Raw genomic sequence first — 16,257 nt, 5'->3', positions numbered from 1 at the left:
GCTTACCTGCGCGCGCTCAGGATCGGCGTCAGGTAGTCCGGCTTGCCTTCGATCCGCACCAGGTGCGGATGGCGCAGGCCGCCGTGGTAGTCGATCTTGACCGTGCGGTAGCGGTCGAACTCCTTGACCAGCAGTTCGATCGGCGCCTTGCCGGTCTTGGCCGCCTTGATCGCGTCTTCCAGTGCCTCGCCGTCATAGGCCATGCCGTTGACCGCGATCACCTGCGTGCCGCTGCCGAGGCCGGCGTTGAACGCGGGGCCGTCCCAGCGCACGTCGCCGATGCTGCCGTCCTTGCCGATCGACAGCCCGATCGAATAGGTGAAGTCGGCGCCGCCGCGGCTGCCCGCGCCCTTCGCATAGGCGTTGGGTTCGTCCTTGTAGACCAGCTTCCAGCCGCTGGCCTCGATGCCGCCGGCCAGGCCGGTCTTGCCGTCGAGGCGGTCGCGCAGGAACTTCGCCCAGTCGTGCGGATGCACGCCGTTGAGCGTGGCCACCACGTCCTCGAAGGTGTAGGTGTTCTGCACCTTCCATTCGCCGTCGTTGACGCCGAAGAACGCCCTGGCGAAATCATCCAGCGAACGCTTGCCGTTGCTGCCGGCGCGTATCAGCGCGTCGGCTTCCAGCCAGATCATCTGGCCGCCGCGGTAGTAGTCCTCGCTCATCTGGTAGTTGAGATAGGCGCGCGCGCCGCGGCCGACCACGATCGGGTCGTTGGTGGTGTCCTGGATGCCGCGCCACGAAAGCCCCGGGCGGTTGTCGGCATAGGTGGCGGCGACCAGCGCCAGCGCGTCGATCGAGGCCGGCAGCGGGCGCATGCCGCTGCGCGCGGCCAGCACGTTGCCCCAGTACTGGGTCTGGCCCTCGTACACCCACAGCAGGCTGTCCTGCATCGGCGTGTTGAGGTTCGGCACCCACAGGTCCTTGCCGCGGCGGTACTTGCCGTTCCAGGAATGCACGAACTCGTGCGCCAGCAGGTCGGTGAAGCCCTGCTTCTCCTTCCAGCCGGTGAAGTAGTCGGTGCCGACGCCGTTCTCGCTGCTGCGCTGGTGCTCCAGGCCGTTGCCGCCCATCTGGTCGGACAGCGAGAACAGGAACTGGTAGTGATCGTAGTGCTGCGCGCCGAACAGCTTCATCGCCTGATCGACCATCTTCTTGTGGATCGCCACCTGTTCCGGCTTGGCTTCCAGATATTTCGGCGCATCGGCAACGACGCCCAGCATCACCTGCGGCTTGCCGGCCGGGGTCAGGTCGATGTTCTTCGCGTGGCGGCCGGCGTACACCGGCGAGTCGACGAAGATGTCGTAGGGCACGTTCTCGTAATCGACGGTGTCGCCGCTGCGGCCGTCCTCGTGCAGGGCGGTGAACGCGGTCCAGCCGGCCGGATAGGTGACGCGCGGGTCGACCATGATCCGGCTCATGTAGTGGCCGGCCGGGTACAGCGAGGTCGAGATGAACTGGATGTTGAGCATGTTCGGCGTCATCACCACGCGGCCCTGGCCGGGGCCGGTGGCGGTGAGCAGGTCGAACTCGGCGGTGATCTCGGTCACGCCGTCCGGCACCAGCAGGTGGAACGCGCCCACTTCCAGCGTGTCGCGCTTCCAGTCCAGCTTCTGGCCGTTGGCCCTGAAGGTCAGGCCGGCGATGTCGTCCAGCCCGTTGCGCGGCGAATGCCCGCCCGGCACCCAGCGCGGAAACAGCAGGGTCAGCGGGCCGGTCTGCGCCGGGATGGTCTGCTTGATATGGAAGATGCGCTGCGAAAGATTGGTGGCGTCCACCTCCACTTTCATCATCCCCGGCGCATACGGAACGTCCTGCGGCTGCGGCACCGTGGCCTGGGCATGCGCGCCACCGGCAAGCACGAGGGAAAGGGCGAGGGGCAGCAGGCGGCGGCGGGTCATGGCAACTCCGTTAGGACGGTCAAACCCGCATGCTACTGGCCGCACCGGGCGCGCCCCCCTGCCGAAAGGCATGTACGGGAGGTTCATTGGCGCGGCGACATGATGGGCGCGTCACATTTCCGCGAGCCTGCCCATGAACCTGCGCCTGTCGCTGCTGTCCCCGCTGCTGTTGCTGGCCGCCTGCGCCAGCCCGCCCGCCACGCCGCCGCCCGCGGCGGACATGCCGATGACCTGCAGTGCCGATGCGGCCCAGCGTTACGTGGGCTTGCCCGCCACCGCCGCCAATATCGAGGCGGTGCGCAAGGCCAGCGGCGCCAACCTGGTGCGTGCGCTCAAGCCAGACCAGATGGTCACCCTGGAATACCGCGGGGACCGGGTGAACGTGCTGCAGGATGCGAACGGCACGATCGAGCGGGTCAGCTGCGGCTGAGCGCGGCGAGGACGGCTGCTCAGACGCGCTCGTCGATGCCCTGCACGTCGGGGGCCGCGTCCGCACCGAGGTGCGCGCGATCGGTGTAGCGCCACGCCACGATGGCGGCGGTCGCCAGCAGCAGCGCGGCGATCAGGAACGCCACCCCGGGCAGGTGCACCGGCGCGCGCGGGCCGATGAAGAACCCGAACGAGCCGGCGAACAGCGCCGGCGCCATGATCCCGGCCAGCGAGACCAGGCTGCCCAGCGAACCCTGGATGCGGCCCTGTTCGTTGGCCGGCACCTGGCGGGTGATCAGCGCCATCGTCGCCGGCCCGGCCACCGCCCACAGCGCGCTGATCGGCAGGCCGATCAGGAATACCCAGCCCGCGCCGGCCAGCCCGTACAGCACGAAGCCGACGGTGCCGCAGGCCAGCCCCAGCAGCATCGCGCGGCGCTCGCCCAGCGCCTTCACCAGCCGCCCCACCAGCGCCACGTTGACGATCACGCTGCACACGCCCACCGCCGCCAGCACGTAACCGGCCTGCTTTTCCTTCCAGCCGAACGCGGCGTCGGCGAACAGCACGAAGGTGCTGGGATAGACGTAGTGGGCGAAGTTGGCGATGAACACCACCGCCACCAGCGCCCAGATGCGCGGGTGTTCCAGCAGCATCCGCACGCCACCCATCGGGCGTGCGTGCTTCCAGTCGAAGCGCGCGGTGCGGCGCTCCCGCGGCAGCGATTCCGGCAGCACGAACAGGCCGTACAGGAAGTTCAGCAGGGCCAGCCCGGCGGCGAACCAGAACGGCAACCGATGGTTGATGTCGCCCAGCACGCCGCCGATCAGCGGGCCGACGATGAAGCCCAGCCCGAACGCCGCGCCGATCATGCCGAAGCTTTTCGCGCGCTGCTCCGCCGGCACCACATCGGCGATGTAGGCGTTGGCGGTGGAGAAGCTGGCCGAGGTGGCCGCCGACAGCAGCCGGCCCACGAACAGCCAGCCCAGCGTGGGCGCCAGCGCCATGAACACGAAGTCCGCGGCCAGCCCGAAGCAGGACAGCAGGATCACCGGGCGGCGGCCGAAGCGGTCGGACAGCGCGCCCTGGATCGGCGTGCAGAAGAACTGCACGGCCGAGAATGCGAACGCGAACACGCCGGTCCAGTAGGCGGCGGTGGACAGGTCGCCGCCGACCATCTGTTCCACCAGGTGCGGCAGCACCGGGATGATCACCCCGAACGCGATCACGTCGATCAGCACGGTGACGAAGATGAAGGCGAGCGCGGCCTTGCGCGCGCCGGGAGCGGAAGTGGCGTTCAAGCGGGAAATCCTTGGGGTCCGTTGTTGCCGCGCCGGCGCGCGGTGGATCAGGCGACGAAGGCGTCCGTCGCCAGCCATTCCACGTGTTCGCGCACGTCATCCGGCCAGCGCGCGATGCCGGCCTGGAAGCGCCCGTAGTCACCGGCAAACAGCGCGCGGGTGGCGTCCTCGAAGCCGGCCTCGTTGCCGGCCATTGCCTGCATGAAGCGGTAGGTGGTTTCCTGCGCGGCGCGGTGGCGGTCATCCTCCACCGACACCTTGCGCGCTGCGTCCACCAGCCGGCGCAGCGCCACCGAGGCGCCGCCGGGCTGCGCCGCCAGCCAGTCCCAGTGGCGCGGCAGCAGGGTCACCTCGCGCGGCACCACCCCCAGCTTGGGCCGGCCGGGGCGGCGCGGCCGCTCCGGTTCGGGGTTGTCGTCGTGCAGGGTCTGCGGGCTGGACAGCCACGCCAGCAGGTCGGCCGACGGCAGTTCCAGCGGCAGCTCGAGGGTGCGCGCGTCGGCGTCGTCGAACACCAGCACCGGCCGCTCCGGCTGCGCATCGAAGGCCTGCTTGGCTTTCAGCGCGACGTGGCGCAGCTCGCCGCTGGCGATCCGGTAGCTGCCGGAAAAGGCGGTGCAACGCAGGGACGGGCTGACCACGACGGATCTCCGGGCGGGAAGGTCAATATTACCCGGATTAAATAAGCCAGAACAAGCGGTGCTCAGCGGCCCGGGCCGACCTCGATGAAGCGCAGGAACTCGGCGCGGGTGCGCGCATCGTCGCGGAAACTGCCCAGCATTTTCGACGTCACCATGCTCACCCCGCGCTTGTGGATGCCGCGCGTGGTCATGCATTCGTGCGCGCCCACCACCACCACGCCCACGCCACGCGGCTGCAGCGCGCGCTGGATGCAGCCGGCGATCTGCGCGGTCATCTTTTCCTGCACCTGGAAGCGCCGCGCATAGGCTTCGACCACCCGCGCCAGCTTGCTGATGCCCACCACCTTGCCGTCCGGCAGGTAGCCGATGTGGACCTTGCCGATGATCGGCGCCATGTGGTGCTCGCAGTGGCTTTCGTACTCGATGTCGCGCAGCACGATCATCTCGTCGTAGCCGCCCACTTCCTCGAAGGTGCGGGCCATGTAGTCGTCCGGATCCAGCGCATAGCCGCTGAACCAGTCCTCGTAGGCCTTGGCCACCCGTCGCGGCGTGTCCAGCAGGCCTTCGCGCGTCGGGTCGTCCCCGGCCCAGCGCAGCAGCGTGCGCACGGCATCCTCGGCCTGCTGGCGGGTGACGTCGTGGCGGGAATCCTCGCGGGGGGCGTCGGACATCGTGGCTCCAGGATCGGGCGTGGACGGCCGCGCATGTTACCGCGTCCAGCAAAAAGGCCGCCCGGAGGCGGCCTTGTCATCGCTCGGTGGCAGGACTCAGCGGCCGTCGCGGTCCGCATCGCCCGGCATGGCGCGCTCGATGTGGTGCCAACCGTCGCGCACCGCACCCTTGGCCTCGGACCACGCCAGGCGCGAGTTCGCCTTGGTGGCCTCCCAGTTGCGCTCGAGGTCGGTTTCCACGTCCTCGAACTTGCGGCCACCGTACTGGCCGTAGGTGTCGTAGCCGTACTTGTAGGCCGGCTCGTAGTCACGCCACTCGCTGCCGCTCACGTAGTACGGCGCGCTCTTGTAGTTGCTCTCGAAGTGACGGTTGTATTCGGTCGGGTTGATGGCCTCCGCCACCGCGCCGCCGCCCTTGGCGCCCAGCGCACCGCCGGCGATCGCACCGACCACGGTGCCGACCGGGCCGGCGGCCGAACCGACGGCCGCGCCCGTGATCGCGCCCGCAACCGCGCCCGTACCTTCACCGATGCTGTGATCCTTCTTGACAGTCATGTCGCGCTCCTTGGATGTTTCCGTTGGGGGAGCCGGCTGTTGCCGACCGGGCCAAGTTGCACCCGGCGCTGTCTTCAGGCGATGAACTTTCCGTTAGCCCCATGTGGAGGCTCATGAACCGCTCATGGTGGTGAAGGCGACTGCACGAACCGCAATGCGCGGCCGCCGCTCTCGCACGCGGCGGCCGCGATCATGGTCAGAAGGAATTGTCGCCGTCGAGGATGCGGCCGATCCCGCCCAGCACCGAACCTTCGCCGCGGCTGCCGCCGCTCTGCGGCGCCGCCGCCAGCATGCGGCCGGCCAGGCGCGAGAACGGCAGCGACTGCAGCCACACCTTGCCGGGGCCGGTGAGGGTGGCCAGGAACACGCCTTCGCCGCCGAAGAACATCGACTTCAGGCCGGCGACCGGGCGCACGTCCATGTTGACGCTGGCGTGGAAGCCGACCACGCAGCCGGTGTCGACGTCGATGCGCTCGCCCGCGGCCAGCTCGCGCTCCACCACGCAGCCGCCGGCGTGGATGAACACCCAGCCGTCGCCTTCGAGTTTCTGCATGATGAAACCTTCGCCGCCGAACAGGCCGGTGAGGATCTTCTTCTGGAAGTGCACGCCCACCTGCACGCCGCGCGCGCCGGCCAGGAAGCTGTCCTTCTGGCAGATGATGCGGCCGCCGTGCTCGTCCAGCTTCATCGCCATCACCGTGCCCGGATACGGCGCGGCGAACGCGACCTTGGCCTTGCCGCTGCCGGCGTGGGTGTACAGCGTGGTGAACAGGCTTTCGCCGGTGATGACGCGCTTGCCGGCCGACAGCAGCTTGTCCATGAAGCCGCCGGCCTGGCCGGAGGCCGAGCCGTCGCCGAACACGGTGTCCATCTGCACCGCGCTGTCCTTGAACATCAGCGCGCCGGCTTCGGCGATCGCGCTCTCGCCCGGATCCAGTTCGATCTCGACGAACTGCATTTCCTGGCCGTGGATCTTGAAATCGATCTCGTCGCTGCGGCCCTTGCCGCCGTTGCGCGGCGGCGGCGGCGGCGCGCCGGCCACGCCGCCGGGCGCCGAGTCGTACAGCTCGGCGATGTTGCGCACCGGCAGCCAATCGCCCATGCCTTCCTTCCACGCGAGTAGCGAGGGATTGCGCGCGGCCTCGGCGCGCGCGGCGTCGGCGTCCATCGGGCCGAGGCGGCGGTTGGCGGACGGGTCGTGCAGGAACCACTGGCTCATGGTGCTTTCCTTGGCAGGGGGACAAGGTGCCAGTGTAAACGCGCCCGTTTGCGGGACACACCGTCACGGTCCGGGCCGCGCCCGGCGGGGCCGCCACGGCGGATAATGGGCGCCCGTTTCCGCATACAACGACATGCCCGAGCAACGCATCCTCCACGCCGGCCTGCGCGAACGCGTGGCCAGTGCCGCCCAGGCCGCGGCGCTGATCCGGCCCGGCGAAACCGTCGCGATGAGCGGCTTCACCGGCTCCGGCTATCCGAAGGCGGTGCCGCAGGCGCTGGCCAGCCATATCGAGGCGGCGCATGCGCGCGGCGAGGCGTTCCGCATCAACCTGCTCACCGGCGCGTCCACCGCGCCCGAGCTGGACGGCGCGCTGGCGCAGGTGGACGGGCTGGCGATGCGGATGCCGTTCCAGAGCGACCCCGGCGCGCGCCAGCGCATCAACGCCGGCGCGCTGGACTACCTGGACATCCACCTCTCGCATGTGGCGCAGCACGTCTGGTTCGGCTTCTACAACCAGATCGACACCGCGGTGGTGGAAGTGGCGGCGATCCTGGAGGACGGCGCGCTGGTCCCCACCACCTCGGTGGGCAACAACAAGACCTGGCTGGACCTGGCGCAGCGGGTCATCATCGAGGTCAACCAGTGGCAGCCGGTCGAGCTGCTGGGCATGCACGACATCTACTACGGCACCGCGCTGCCGCCGCATCGCCGGCCGATCCCGATGGTGCGCGGCGACGAGCGCATCGGCCAGACCACACTGCGCTGCGACCCGGACAAGATCGCCGCGGTGGTGCTGACCGACGCGCCCGACCGCAACAGTCCGTTCAACCCCATCGACGCCGACAGCCAGCGCATCGCCGGCCACCTGATCGAGTTCCTCAAGCACGAAGTGGCGCGCGGCCGCCTGCCGGCCAATCTGCTGCCGCTGCAGTCGGGCGTGGGCAACATCCCCAACGCGGTGCTGGCCGGGCTTGGCGCCAGCGGCCTGCGCGACCTCGAGGCCTACACCGAGGTGATCCAGGACGGCATGCTGGACCTGCTGAAATCGGGCGTGCTGCGCTACGCCTCTTGCACCGGTTTCGCGCTCAGCCCGGCGGCGAACGAGGAATTCCGCCGCAACCTCGATTTCTACCGCAGCCGCATCGTGATGCGCACGCAGGAGATCTCCAACCATCCGGAGATGGTGCGGCGGCTGGGCTGCATCGGCATGAACGGGATGATCGAGGCCGACCTGTACGGCAACATCAATTCCACCCACGTGATGGGCAGCAGCATCATGAACGGGATCGGCGGTTCCGGCGATTTCGCCCGCAACGGCTTCCTGTCGATCTTCCTCAGTGCCTCCACCGCCAAGAACGGCACGATCTCGTCGATCGTGCCGATGGTCAGCCACGTCGACCACACCGAGCACGACGTTGCGGTGATCGTCACCGAGCAGGGCCTGGCCGACTTGCGCGGGCTCTCGCCCAAGCAGCGCGCGCGTGCGGTGATCGCCCATTGCGCGCACCCCGATTACCGCGACGCGCTGCAGGACTATTTCGACCGCGCCTGCCGCGACAGCTACGGCAAGCACACGCCGCACCTGTTGCCCGAGGCGCTGTCGTGGCACCAGCGCTGGCTGGACACCGGGACGATGCAGGCCGGCTGAGCCGGCGGCGTCAGGCCTCGCAGCGGGCCAGCGCGGCGTCGATGTGCGCGGTGTCGCGCAGGGTGCCGAATGTCGCCGCGTGCGGCGCGCCCAGCCGGCTGGCGCACCAGGCCTGCGCCAGCGGGTGGTTGGCGCGCAGCAGGGTCGCGCCCTGCAGCAGCAGCGCCAGCCGTTCGACGAAGCCGCGCGCGCCGGCCTCGTCGCCGCCTGCGGCCAGCATCGCGAGGCCGGCCGGCAGCGCCGCGTCGAAGTGCACGTCGAGCCCCGCCGCCGCCTGCCATTCGCTGCGCAGCGCGGCGCCGGTGTCGGGCTCGCGCGCCAGCGCGCGCAGCACGTCCAGGCACTGGATGTTGCCGCAGCCTTCCCAGATCGAATTCAGCGGCGCCTGCCGGACCAGCCGCGGCAGCAGCGTTTCCTCGATGTAGCCGAGCCCGCCCAGGCATTCCTGCGTCTCGTTGGCGAAGACTGGCGCGCGCTTGCAGATCCAGTACTTGCCGATGGCGGTGGCGATCCGCGCCAGCGCCGCTTCCCGTGCGTCCTGCGGCGCACGGTCGACCGCGCCGGCCACCCGCAGCGCCATCGCGGTGGCGGCTTCCGACTCCAGCACCAGGTCGGCCAGCACGTTGCGCATCAGCGGCTGGTCGAGCAGGCGCCTGCCGAAGGCGTGGCGATGGCGCACGTGGTGCAGCGCCTGCCGCAGCGCCATCCGCATCAGCCCGGCCGAGCCCAGCATGCAGTCCAGCCGGGTCAGCATCACCATCTCGAGGATGGTGGCCACGCCGCGGCCTTCGTCGCCGACGCGGAACGCCCAGGCATCGTCGAACTCCACTTCGCTGGACGCATTCGACCAGTCGCCCAGCTTGTCCTTCAGGCGCATCAGCCGCAGCGCGTTCCGGCTGCCGTCCGGGCGCCAGCGCGGCAGCAGGAAACAGCTCAGCCCGCCGGGTGCCTGCGCCAGCACCAGGAAGGCGTCCGACATCGGGGCCGAGAAGAACCACTTGTGCCCGGCCAGCGCGTATTCGCCGTCCGCGCCCAGCGCGGTGGCGCGGGTGGTGTTGGCGCGCACGTCGCTGCCGCCCTGCTTCTCGGTCATGCCCATGCCGAGGGTGACGCCGCGCTTGTGCGCCATCGGCACGTCGCGGCCGTCGTACTCGAACGCGCAGGCCAGCTCCGCCCACTCGCGCAGCGCCGGCGCCTGCCGCAGGACCGGCATCGCGGCGTGGGTCATGGTCAGCGGGCAGCTGCTGCCCGGCTCGGCCTGGTAGTGCAGGTAGCTCAGCGCCGCGCGCGCCACCTGCGCGCCCGGTTGCGGCCGTGCCCACGACAGCCCGGCCACGCCGTGCGCGATCGCCGTGCCCATCACCTCGTGCCAGGCGGCGTTGAAGGCGACGCGGTCGACCCGGCGGCCGTAGGCATCAAAGGTCTGCAGGCGCGGGCGGTCGCGATGGGCTTCGTCGGCCAGCCGCAGCAGGGTGTCGCCGGCCAGCGCGCCGTAGTCGGCCAGCCGGGCGACGAAGCTGGCGCCGCTCTCGCGCAGCACCGCTTCGCGCAGGCTGGGATCGTCGCCCCACAGGTCGAACGGCCCCGGCGCGGGCGGCTGGTTGAGGACGTCGTTTGCGCCTGCGTGGGTCATCGCCTTGCTCCTGCCGGGTCGGCCCATTCTGCGCTCAAGCCAATGCGTCGATCCCCACCGCCGCGCCCACGCACCACAGCACCGCGGTCCACGCCGGCCAACGCAGCCCGGCCAGCAGCGCGAAGCCGACCACGGCAATCGCCGCGTCCACCGGCGCGCGCACGCCGCCGCTCCAGACCGGATCGATGAGCGCCGCCGCCAGCAGGCCGACCACGGCGGCGTTGATGCCTGCCATCGCGCTGGCCGCGCGGCGGTGCCGCACCAGCCCGGCCCACAGCGGCAGCATCCCGGCCAGCAGCAGGAAGCCGGGCAGGAACATCGCCAGCAGCGCCACCAGCGCGCCCACTGCCGGCGGCAGGCCCAGCGGGATTTCCGCGCCGAGGAACGCCGCCAGCGAGAACATCGGCCCCGGCACCGCCTGCGCCGCGCCGTAGCCGGCCAGGAAGCTGTCCGCGGGCAGCCAGCCCGGCGCCACCAGCGACTGCTGCAGCAGCGGCAGCACCACGTGGCCACCGCCGAAGACCAGCGCACCGGCGCGATAGAACGCCGCGGCCACCCCGGCCAGCGTGGGCGTGGCGCTGGCCGGCAGCAGCAGCGCGGCCAGCAGCCCGAGCAGGAGCAGCGTCAGGCACACGGCGGCGATCCGGCGGCCACCGCCGAACGGGAACAGCGCCGTCGTCGGCGCCGCAGCCTGGCGGCACCACCAGGGCCCCAGCAGCGCGCCCAGCGCGATCGCCGCCAGTTGCATCCACGCGTTGCCGGTGGTGAGGACCAGCGCGGCCGCCACCGCGGCGATCAGCAGCCGTGGCAGGTCCGGCGCCAGCTGCCGCGCCATGCCCAGCAGGCCGTGCGCCACCACCGCCACCGCGACCAGCTTCAATCCGTGCAGCGCCGCCGCACCCGCGCCGGGTCCCAGCTGCGGCGCCACCGCGGCAAAGCCGAACATCAGCAGCGCCGACGGCAGGGTGAACCCGGCGAACGCCGCCAGCGCGCCGCGCCAGCCGGCGCGCGCCAGGCCGATGCCGAACCCCATCTGGCTGCTGGCCGGCCCCGGCAGGAACTGGCAGACCGCCAGCAGCTGGGCGAAGTGGGCATCGTCCAGCCAGCCGCGGCGACGCACGAAGGCCTCGCGCAGGTAGCCGATGTGGGCGATGGGCCCGCCGAACGCGGTCAGCCCCAGCCGCAGGAAGGCGACGAACACCTCGCCAGCGTTGCCGGGCGGATTCGATCGGGTTGGCGGGACGGCAGTGGGCATCAAGGGCAGGGATGGCGCGGCGGTTCCGCGGCGGCCACGATACCCGGCGGATGTTGCGTTTGCCGCGGCGCTCAGGCCTCGGCCGCCTGCGGCGCGGCCATGCCCTTGCCGTAGATCCCGGAACGGTCGAAGCAGCAGATCCGCCGCTTGCCCGCCGCCAGCATGTCGCAGGCATTGCCGATCCGGCGGTCGCGGGTTTCGGCCTGTTTGGCGGTGCCCAGCCACTGGATGAAATCGCGGCGCGCGGCCGTGGTCAGGGTCTTCCACTGCGCCAGCGCCTCCGGCGCGTCCGCCAGCGCGCTGCGCAGGTCGGCCGGCAGCCGCGGCTCCGGTTCCTTCTCCGCGGGCGCCAGCGACAGCGCCACGCTGTCGCCAACCGCCACGCCGACGGCTTCGTGCAGTGCGCGCGGCAGCTTCAGCCAGTGGCCGCCTTCGCCATCCGGTTCCAGGGTCGCGGTGAAGGCGTGGCCCTCCAGCGTGCCGTCCACCGCCACCATCCCGCGCGACGGCAGCCTGTCGCTGGCCGCCTGCGGCAGGCGCAGGAACCGCCAGCTCGCGTTCCTCGGGCTGGCCGGGCGCAGCAGCGTGGCCTTGCAGCGGATGGCGAAGCCGGGCGCGGCCATTGCGGTCAGCCCTGCGCCACGCGCGCGGCCACCGCATCGGCGTGCAGCGCCTCGTTCAGTTCGTCCACCACGATCGCCCAGTCGGCGTCCTCCCGCCATTCCTCGCGGATGAACTGGCGCTGGCCGTCGTTCCAGAACGGCGCCTCGGAGATCAGCAGCGCTTCCGGCAGCTGGTGCTCGCGGATGAAGCGGGCGATGTCGTCCTTGCCCGCGGGCAGGCCCAGCTGCAGGAACAGGTTGGTCATGCTGGATTCGGTGGTGTCCATCGGGCGACTCCCGGATGCGGATGTTGCGGGAAGTGTCGCCGCAACGATGTAAACGCCGGATCGACAGGCGCGGGCACGGGCGCGCTACACCTGCACCGTCTTCCAGCGCCCGCGGCTGAACAGCCACAGGGTGAACAGGCCCACCGCCGTCTCGGAGACGAACACCGCCCAGAACACGCCCGAATGCCCCAGCCGCAGGTGCAGCGCCAGCAGCCAGGCCAGCGGGATCTGGATCAGCCAGAAGAACACCACGTTGATCCAAGTGGGCGTGGCGGTGTCGCCAGCGCCGTTGAAGGCCTGCACGCTGACCATCCACCAGCCGTACACGAACAGCGAGTACGACAGGATGCGCAGCCACTCGCCGCCGATCGCCACCACCTGCGCATCGTCGCTGAAGAAGCCGACCAGCTCGCGCGGCAGCAGGAAGAACAGCAGCGCGATGCAAATCAGATAGCCCATGTTGTAGCGGCCGATCTGCCACACCGCGGCCTCGGCGCGCTCCGGCTGCTTGGCGCCCAGGTTCTGCCCCACCAGCGTGGCGGCGGCATTGGACATGCCCCAGGCCGGCATCATGGTGAACATCATCACCCGGATGGCGATCGTGGCCCCGGCCACCGCCTCGCTGCCGATGCTGGCGAGGATGCGCATCAGGAAGATCCACGAGGTCATCGACACGAGCATCTGGCCCACGCCGCCCAGCGAGGTGCGCACGATCTGCCAAACCACGTCGGCGCGCCACGCCAGTTGCGCCGCTTGCAGGCGGATGTGCTTGCCGCCGTGGAACAGGATCCACAGCTGCAGCAGCACGCCGGTGCCGCGGCCGATGGTGGTGGCGATGGCCGCGCCCTCCACGCCGAACGCCGGCACCGGCCCCCAGCCGAAGATCAGCAGCGGATCCAGCAGGATGTTCAGGCCGTTGGCCACCCACAGCACGCGCATGGCGATGGCGGCATCGCCGGCGCCGCGGAAGATCGCGTTGATCACGAACAGCAGCAGGATCACCACGTTGCCGCCCAGCATCCACTGCATGTAGCCCACGCCGTGCTGCAGCGTCCACGCATCCGCGCCCATCAGCGCCAGCAGCTCGCGCGCCCACACGATGCCGGCGATGGCGAACGGCACCGACGCCAGCACCGCGATCCACAGCGCCTGCGCAGCGGTGACCGAGGCTTCTTCCGAGGCGCCCTCGCCGACCCGCCGCGCCACCAGCGCGGTGATGCCCATCGCCAGGCCCATCGCGATGGAATAGAGCAGGAACAGGTAGCTCTCGGTCAGCCCCACCGTGGCCACCGCCGACGCCCCCAGCTTGGCGACGAAGAAGATGTCCACCACCGCGAACGTGGATTCCAGCACCAGCTCCAGCACCATCGGCACCGCCAGCAGGAACACCGCGCGCCGCAGCGGGATGCGCGTGTAGTCGGCGCTGGTGCCGCGGATCGCATCGCGCAGCCCCGCCCACAGCGATGCGGGCGGCGCGTCGGCGGGGCTGTCAGGCGAAGGCGTCGGCTGCATGGCGGGGCTTCCGTGAGTGTGGCGATCCTAACTGCGACGGATGACGGGACGTGGAATCGACAGCGGGCTGCCGTGCATCGCCTTGCCGCGGCGTCGACGCGGTCCGCGCGAGCATGGCGGCTCCCCACCGCTCCGGAGGCCGCCATGCATCCGTACCGCAACTTCCTGCTGATGATCCTCACCGGCTCGGCGCTGATGTTCGGGCTCATGTACCTGAATACCTACCAGCCCTCGCACGTGTGGTTCAGCCAGACCCGGCTGTTCATGACCTGCATCATGGCCGGCGCGATGGCGCTGGTGATGTTCGCCTTCATGCGCCACATGTACCGCGACCGCCGCGCCAACTTCGCCATCGTGATCGGCGGCGTCGCGTTGATGGGGCTGGGGCTGGCGCTGGTGCGCAGCCAGGCAACCGTCGGCGACGTGGCGTGGATGAAGGCGATGATCCCGCATCATTCCATCGCCGTGCTCACCAGCGAGCGTGCCCGCCTGCGCGACCCGCGCGTGCGCCGGCTGGCGGACGACATCATCCGCACCCAGCGGCGCGAGATTGCGGAGATGGAAGCGCTGATCGCGGAGCTCAAGCGCCAGCACGAGTGATCCCGCGGCGGCGCTGAACCGCCGCCCGCAGGCTTCGGCAGCGGGCTGGTCGTATCATGGCCGCGCATCCACCCAGACAAGACTCCGCACGATGGCCAAGGCGAATCCCCTGCAGGAACAGCTGCTCAAGGCAGGGCTGGTGAAGAAATCCAAGGTGGCCGCGGTGGCGCGTGAACAGCACGTGGCCCGCCACGCCAAAGCGCAGGCCGCGCCCAGCGAGGCCACGCTGGAGGCCGAGCGCGCGCGCGCCGAAAAGGCCGAGCGCGACCGCGCGTTGGAGCGCGAGCGCAAGGCACAGGCGCAGGTGGCCGAACTGCGTGCGCAGGCGCGGCAGATCATCCAGGACCGCAAGCTGGCCGCGGCCGGCGAGATCGAATACCGCTTCAGCGTCGATACCGCCATCCGCACCATTCTGGTCAGCGACGACCAGCGCAGGAAGTTGGCCGCAGGCGCACTGGTCATCGTCCGGGTGGGCGAGAGCTTCGCCCTGCTGCCGCGCGTTGCCGCCGACAAGGTGCGCGAACGCGATGCCGGCATGATCGTGCTGGACCACGGCCTGTCCGCGGACGCCGAGCCCGCCGCCAGCAGCTCCGAGGACGATGCCTACTACGCGCAGTTCCAGGTGCCGGACGATCTGGTCTGGTAGGCGCTGCGGAAGCCGGCCGCAGCCGGCGGTGGACGCGCGCAGCCCTCAGAGCTGCGAGCGCAGCGGCCGGATGAATTTCTCCACCAGCTTTTCCTTCAGCGGCCGGCGCTCCCACATCTCGTGGGTGTAGCGGACGGTGTGCTTGAGGTCGTCCTCGAACACTTCGGTCATGCGTGCGGCAAAGTCGGCGTCGTAGACGTTGAGGCTGGCCTCGTCGTTCAGGCGGAAGCTGCGCACGTCGAAATTGGTGGAGCCCACCGACACCATCAGCCCGTCCACGATCAGCAGCTTGTTGTGCATCATCGTGGGCTGGTATTCGTGGATCTCCACGCCGGCCTGCAGCAACTCGTCCCACTGTGCGCGCGAGGCCAGGCGGACGGTGTCGGAGTCGATGAACTTGCCGGGCACCACAACACGCACGCGCACGCCGCGCTGCCGTGCCGCCAGCAGTGCTTTCATGATCAGCGGGTCAGGCACGAAGTAGGCGGCCTGCAGGTCGATGCTGCGCTCCGCCGCCGCGATCGACATCAGGTACATCAGGTGCATGGATTCGCTGCCGCCGGCGGGCGAGGCCACGAACACGTGCGCGTCGGTGTCGCCCACCCGCTGCTGCGGCGGGAAATAGCCCTCGCCGTTCAGCACCACGCCGGTGGTCTTGATCCAGTTGTCGTTGAAGGCCGCCTGCATCTGCGCCACCACCGGGCCCTCCACGCGGAAATGCAGGTCGCGCCAGTGTTCCGGGTCCTGCGCATGGCCGGACCACAGGTCAGCGATGCCGACGCCGCCGGTGAACCCCACCCGGCCATCCACCACCAGCAGCTTGCGGTGGGTGCGGTTGTTGAGCCGGGTGATGTTGTACCAGTGCAGCGGCCGGTACTGGTGCAGCTCCACCCCGGCGTCGCGCATCCGCTCCACCAGCGCGTTCTCCATCTTGATGCTGCCGGCCCAGTCCACCATCACCTTGACGGCCACGCCGTTGCGGGCGCGCTCCGACAGCGCGTCGGCGAACTGGCGGCCCACCTCGCCGGACCAGTAGATGTAGGTCTCCAGGGTGATGGTGTGCTGCGCGGCGCGGATGGCCGCCAGCATGGCCGGGAAGATCTCGTCCCCGTTCTGCAGGTCCTGGATGCGGTTGCCCGGCACGATGCCCGGCCCCAGCATCACGCCCATCTCGCGGCGGAACTGCGGGTCGGCGACCGCATAGCGGTGCTCCAGCTTGCGTTCCAGCGCTTTCTCCGGGGTCTTGAAATTGGCGGCCAGCACGATCGCCAGCGCGGTCAACAGCACGGTGGTGATGACGACCCAGATCATGGATTTGCGGCTCCAGCGTCGTGGCATTGGCTCGATTCGCTTTGCACGA

At 70.1% G+C, this 16,257-nt stretch carries 16 protein-coding genes; 4 read left to right on the top strand and 12 right to left on the bottom strand.

The annotated features are described in order from the left end of the window. Window positions 1-2: 2 nt before the first annotated feature. Window positions 3-1,898 carry a M61 family metallopeptidase gene (locus tag E5S66_RS01075; protein WP_138346774.1) on the bottom strand — a complete coding sequence of 632 codons (1,896 nt, stop codon included), beginning with the start codon at window positions 1,896-1,898 and terminating at the stop codon, window positions 3-5. A 133-nt stretch (window positions 1,899-2,031) separates the two neighbouring features. Here E5S66_RS01075 and E5S66_RS01070 point away from each other — a divergent pair, with 133 nt between their 5' ends. Beyond that, window positions 2,032-2,328 carry an I78 family peptidase inhibitor gene (locus tag E5S66_RS01070; RefSeq protein WP_138346772.1) on the top strand — a complete coding sequence of 99 codons (297 nt, stop codon included), beginning with the start codon at window positions 2,032-2,034 and terminating at the stop codon, window positions 2,326-2,328. 19 nt (window positions 2,329-2,347) lie between these two features. On the opposite strand, the gene E5S66_RS01065 is transcribed toward E5S66_RS01070, so the two are convergent. From E5S66_RS01065 to E5S66_RS01045, 5 genes are all read right to left on the bottom strand, one after another. After that, window positions 2,348-3,625, bottom strand: a complete 1,278-nt coding sequence (locus E5S66_RS01065; RefSeq protein WP_246037097.1) for a TCR/Tet family MFS transporter — start codon at window positions 3,623-3,625, stop codon at window positions 2,348-2,350. A gap of 47 nt (window positions 3,626-3,672) precedes the next feature. Next, window positions 3,673-4,266, bottom strand: a complete 594-nt coding sequence (locus E5S66_RS01060) for a DUF2239 family protein (protein ID WP_138346768.1) — start codon at window positions 4,264-4,266, stop codon at window positions 3,673-3,675. 62 nt (window positions 4,267-4,328) lie between these two features. Then, window positions 4,329-4,937 (bottom strand): GTP cyclohydrolase I FolE, encoded by a 609-nt coding sequence (gene folE / locus E5S66_RS01055; RefSeq protein ID WP_138346766.1) that lies wholly within the window; start codon window positions 4,935-4,937, stop codon window positions 4,329-4,331. Between the two features lie 96 nt (window positions 4,938-5,033). Beyond that, window positions 5,034-5,492 carry a glycine zipper domain-containing protein gene (locus tag E5S66_RS01050; RefSeq protein WP_138346765.1) on the bottom strand — a complete coding sequence of 153 codons (459 nt, stop codon included), beginning with the start codon at window positions 5,490-5,492 and terminating at the stop codon, window positions 5,034-5,036. Window positions 5,493-5,688: 196 nt separating this feature from the next. Continuing rightward, window positions 5,689-6,711, bottom strand: coding sequence for a TIGR00266 family protein (locus E5S66_RS01045; protein ID WP_138346763.1), 1,023 nt, complete (start codon window positions 6,709-6,711; stop codon window positions 5,689-5,691). A gap of 133 nt (window positions 6,712-6,844) precedes the next feature. Here E5S66_RS01045 and scpC point away from each other — a divergent pair, with 133 nt between their 5' ends. Continuing rightward, on the top strand, window positions 6,845-8,362 hold the full coding sequence (gene scpC / locus E5S66_RS01040) for a succinyl-CoA:acetate CoA-transferase ScpC (protein WP_138346762.1): 1,518 nt from the start codon (window positions 6,845-6,847) through the stop codon (window positions 8,360-8,362). Between the two features lie 10 nt (window positions 8,363-8,372). Here the strand turns inward: scpC and E5S66_RS01035 are convergent, their stop codons facing one another. The 5 genes from E5S66_RS01035 to E5S66_RS01015 form a co-directional block, all read right to left on the bottom strand. Beyond that, a complete protein-coding gene (locus E5S66_RS01035; protein WP_138346760.1) occupies window positions 8,373-9,995 on the bottom strand; it encodes an acyl-CoA dehydrogenase family protein in 1,623 nt (540 codons plus the stop codon). A gap of 34 nt (window positions 9,996-10,029) precedes the next feature. Beyond that, window positions 10,030-11,250, bottom strand: coding sequence for a chromate efflux transporter (chrA, locus tag E5S66_RS01030; protein WP_138346759.1), 1,221 nt, complete (start codon window positions 11,248-11,250; stop codon window positions 10,030-10,032). Window positions 11,251-11,321: 71 nt separating this feature from the next. Continuing rightward, complete coding sequence (locus E5S66_RS01025) at window positions 11,322-11,873, bottom strand: YdeI/OmpD-associated family protein (RefSeq protein WP_138346757.1); 552 nt, start codon at window positions 11,871-11,873, stop codon at window positions 11,322-11,324. Window positions 11,874-11,878: 5 nt separating this feature from the next. Next, window positions 11,879-12,139 carry a DUF2789 domain-containing protein gene (locus tag E5S66_RS01020; RefSeq protein WP_138346756.1) on the bottom strand — a complete coding sequence of 87 codons (261 nt, stop codon included), beginning with the start codon at window positions 12,137-12,139 and terminating at the stop codon, window positions 11,879-11,881. A gap of 84 nt (window positions 12,140-12,223) precedes the next feature. After that, window positions 12,224-13,651, bottom strand: coding sequence for an MATE family efflux transporter (locus E5S66_RS01015; RefSeq protein WP_138346754.1), 1,428 nt, complete (start codon window positions 13,649-13,651; stop codon window positions 12,224-12,226). Between the two features lie 144 nt (window positions 13,652-13,795). Here E5S66_RS01015 and E5S66_RS01010 point away from each other — a divergent pair, with 144 nt between their 5' ends. Then, a complete protein-coding gene (locus E5S66_RS01010) occupies window positions 13,796-14,251 on the top strand; it encodes a DUF305 domain-containing protein (protein WP_138346753.1) in 456 nt (151 codons plus the stop codon). 91 nt (window positions 14,252-14,342) lie between these two features. Further along, window positions 14,343-14,897: a DUF2058 domain-containing protein gene (locus tag E5S66_RS01005; RefSeq protein ID WP_138346751.1), complete on the top strand. Its 555-nt coding sequence runs from the start codon at window positions 14,343-14,345 to the stop codon at window positions 14,895-14,897. Between the two features lie 45 nt (window positions 14,898-14,942). Here the strand turns inward: E5S66_RS01005 and cls are convergent, their stop codons facing one another. Next, window positions 14,943-16,208, bottom strand: a complete 1,266-nt coding sequence (gene cls, locus E5S66_RS01000; RefSeq protein WP_138346750.1) for a cardiolipin synthase — start codon at window positions 16,206-16,208, stop codon at window positions 14,943-14,945. Window positions 16,209-16,257 lie beyond the last annotated feature (49 nt).

Source organism: Thermomonas fusca (assembly GCF_005862345.1).
Lineage (GTDB): Bacteria > Pseudomonadota > Gammaproteobacteria > Xanthomonadales > Xanthomonadaceae > Thermomonas > Thermomonas fusca.
The sequence above is the reverse complement of the archived record's forward strand: the minus strand, read 5'-3'. Positions and strand labels throughout refer to the sequence as shown.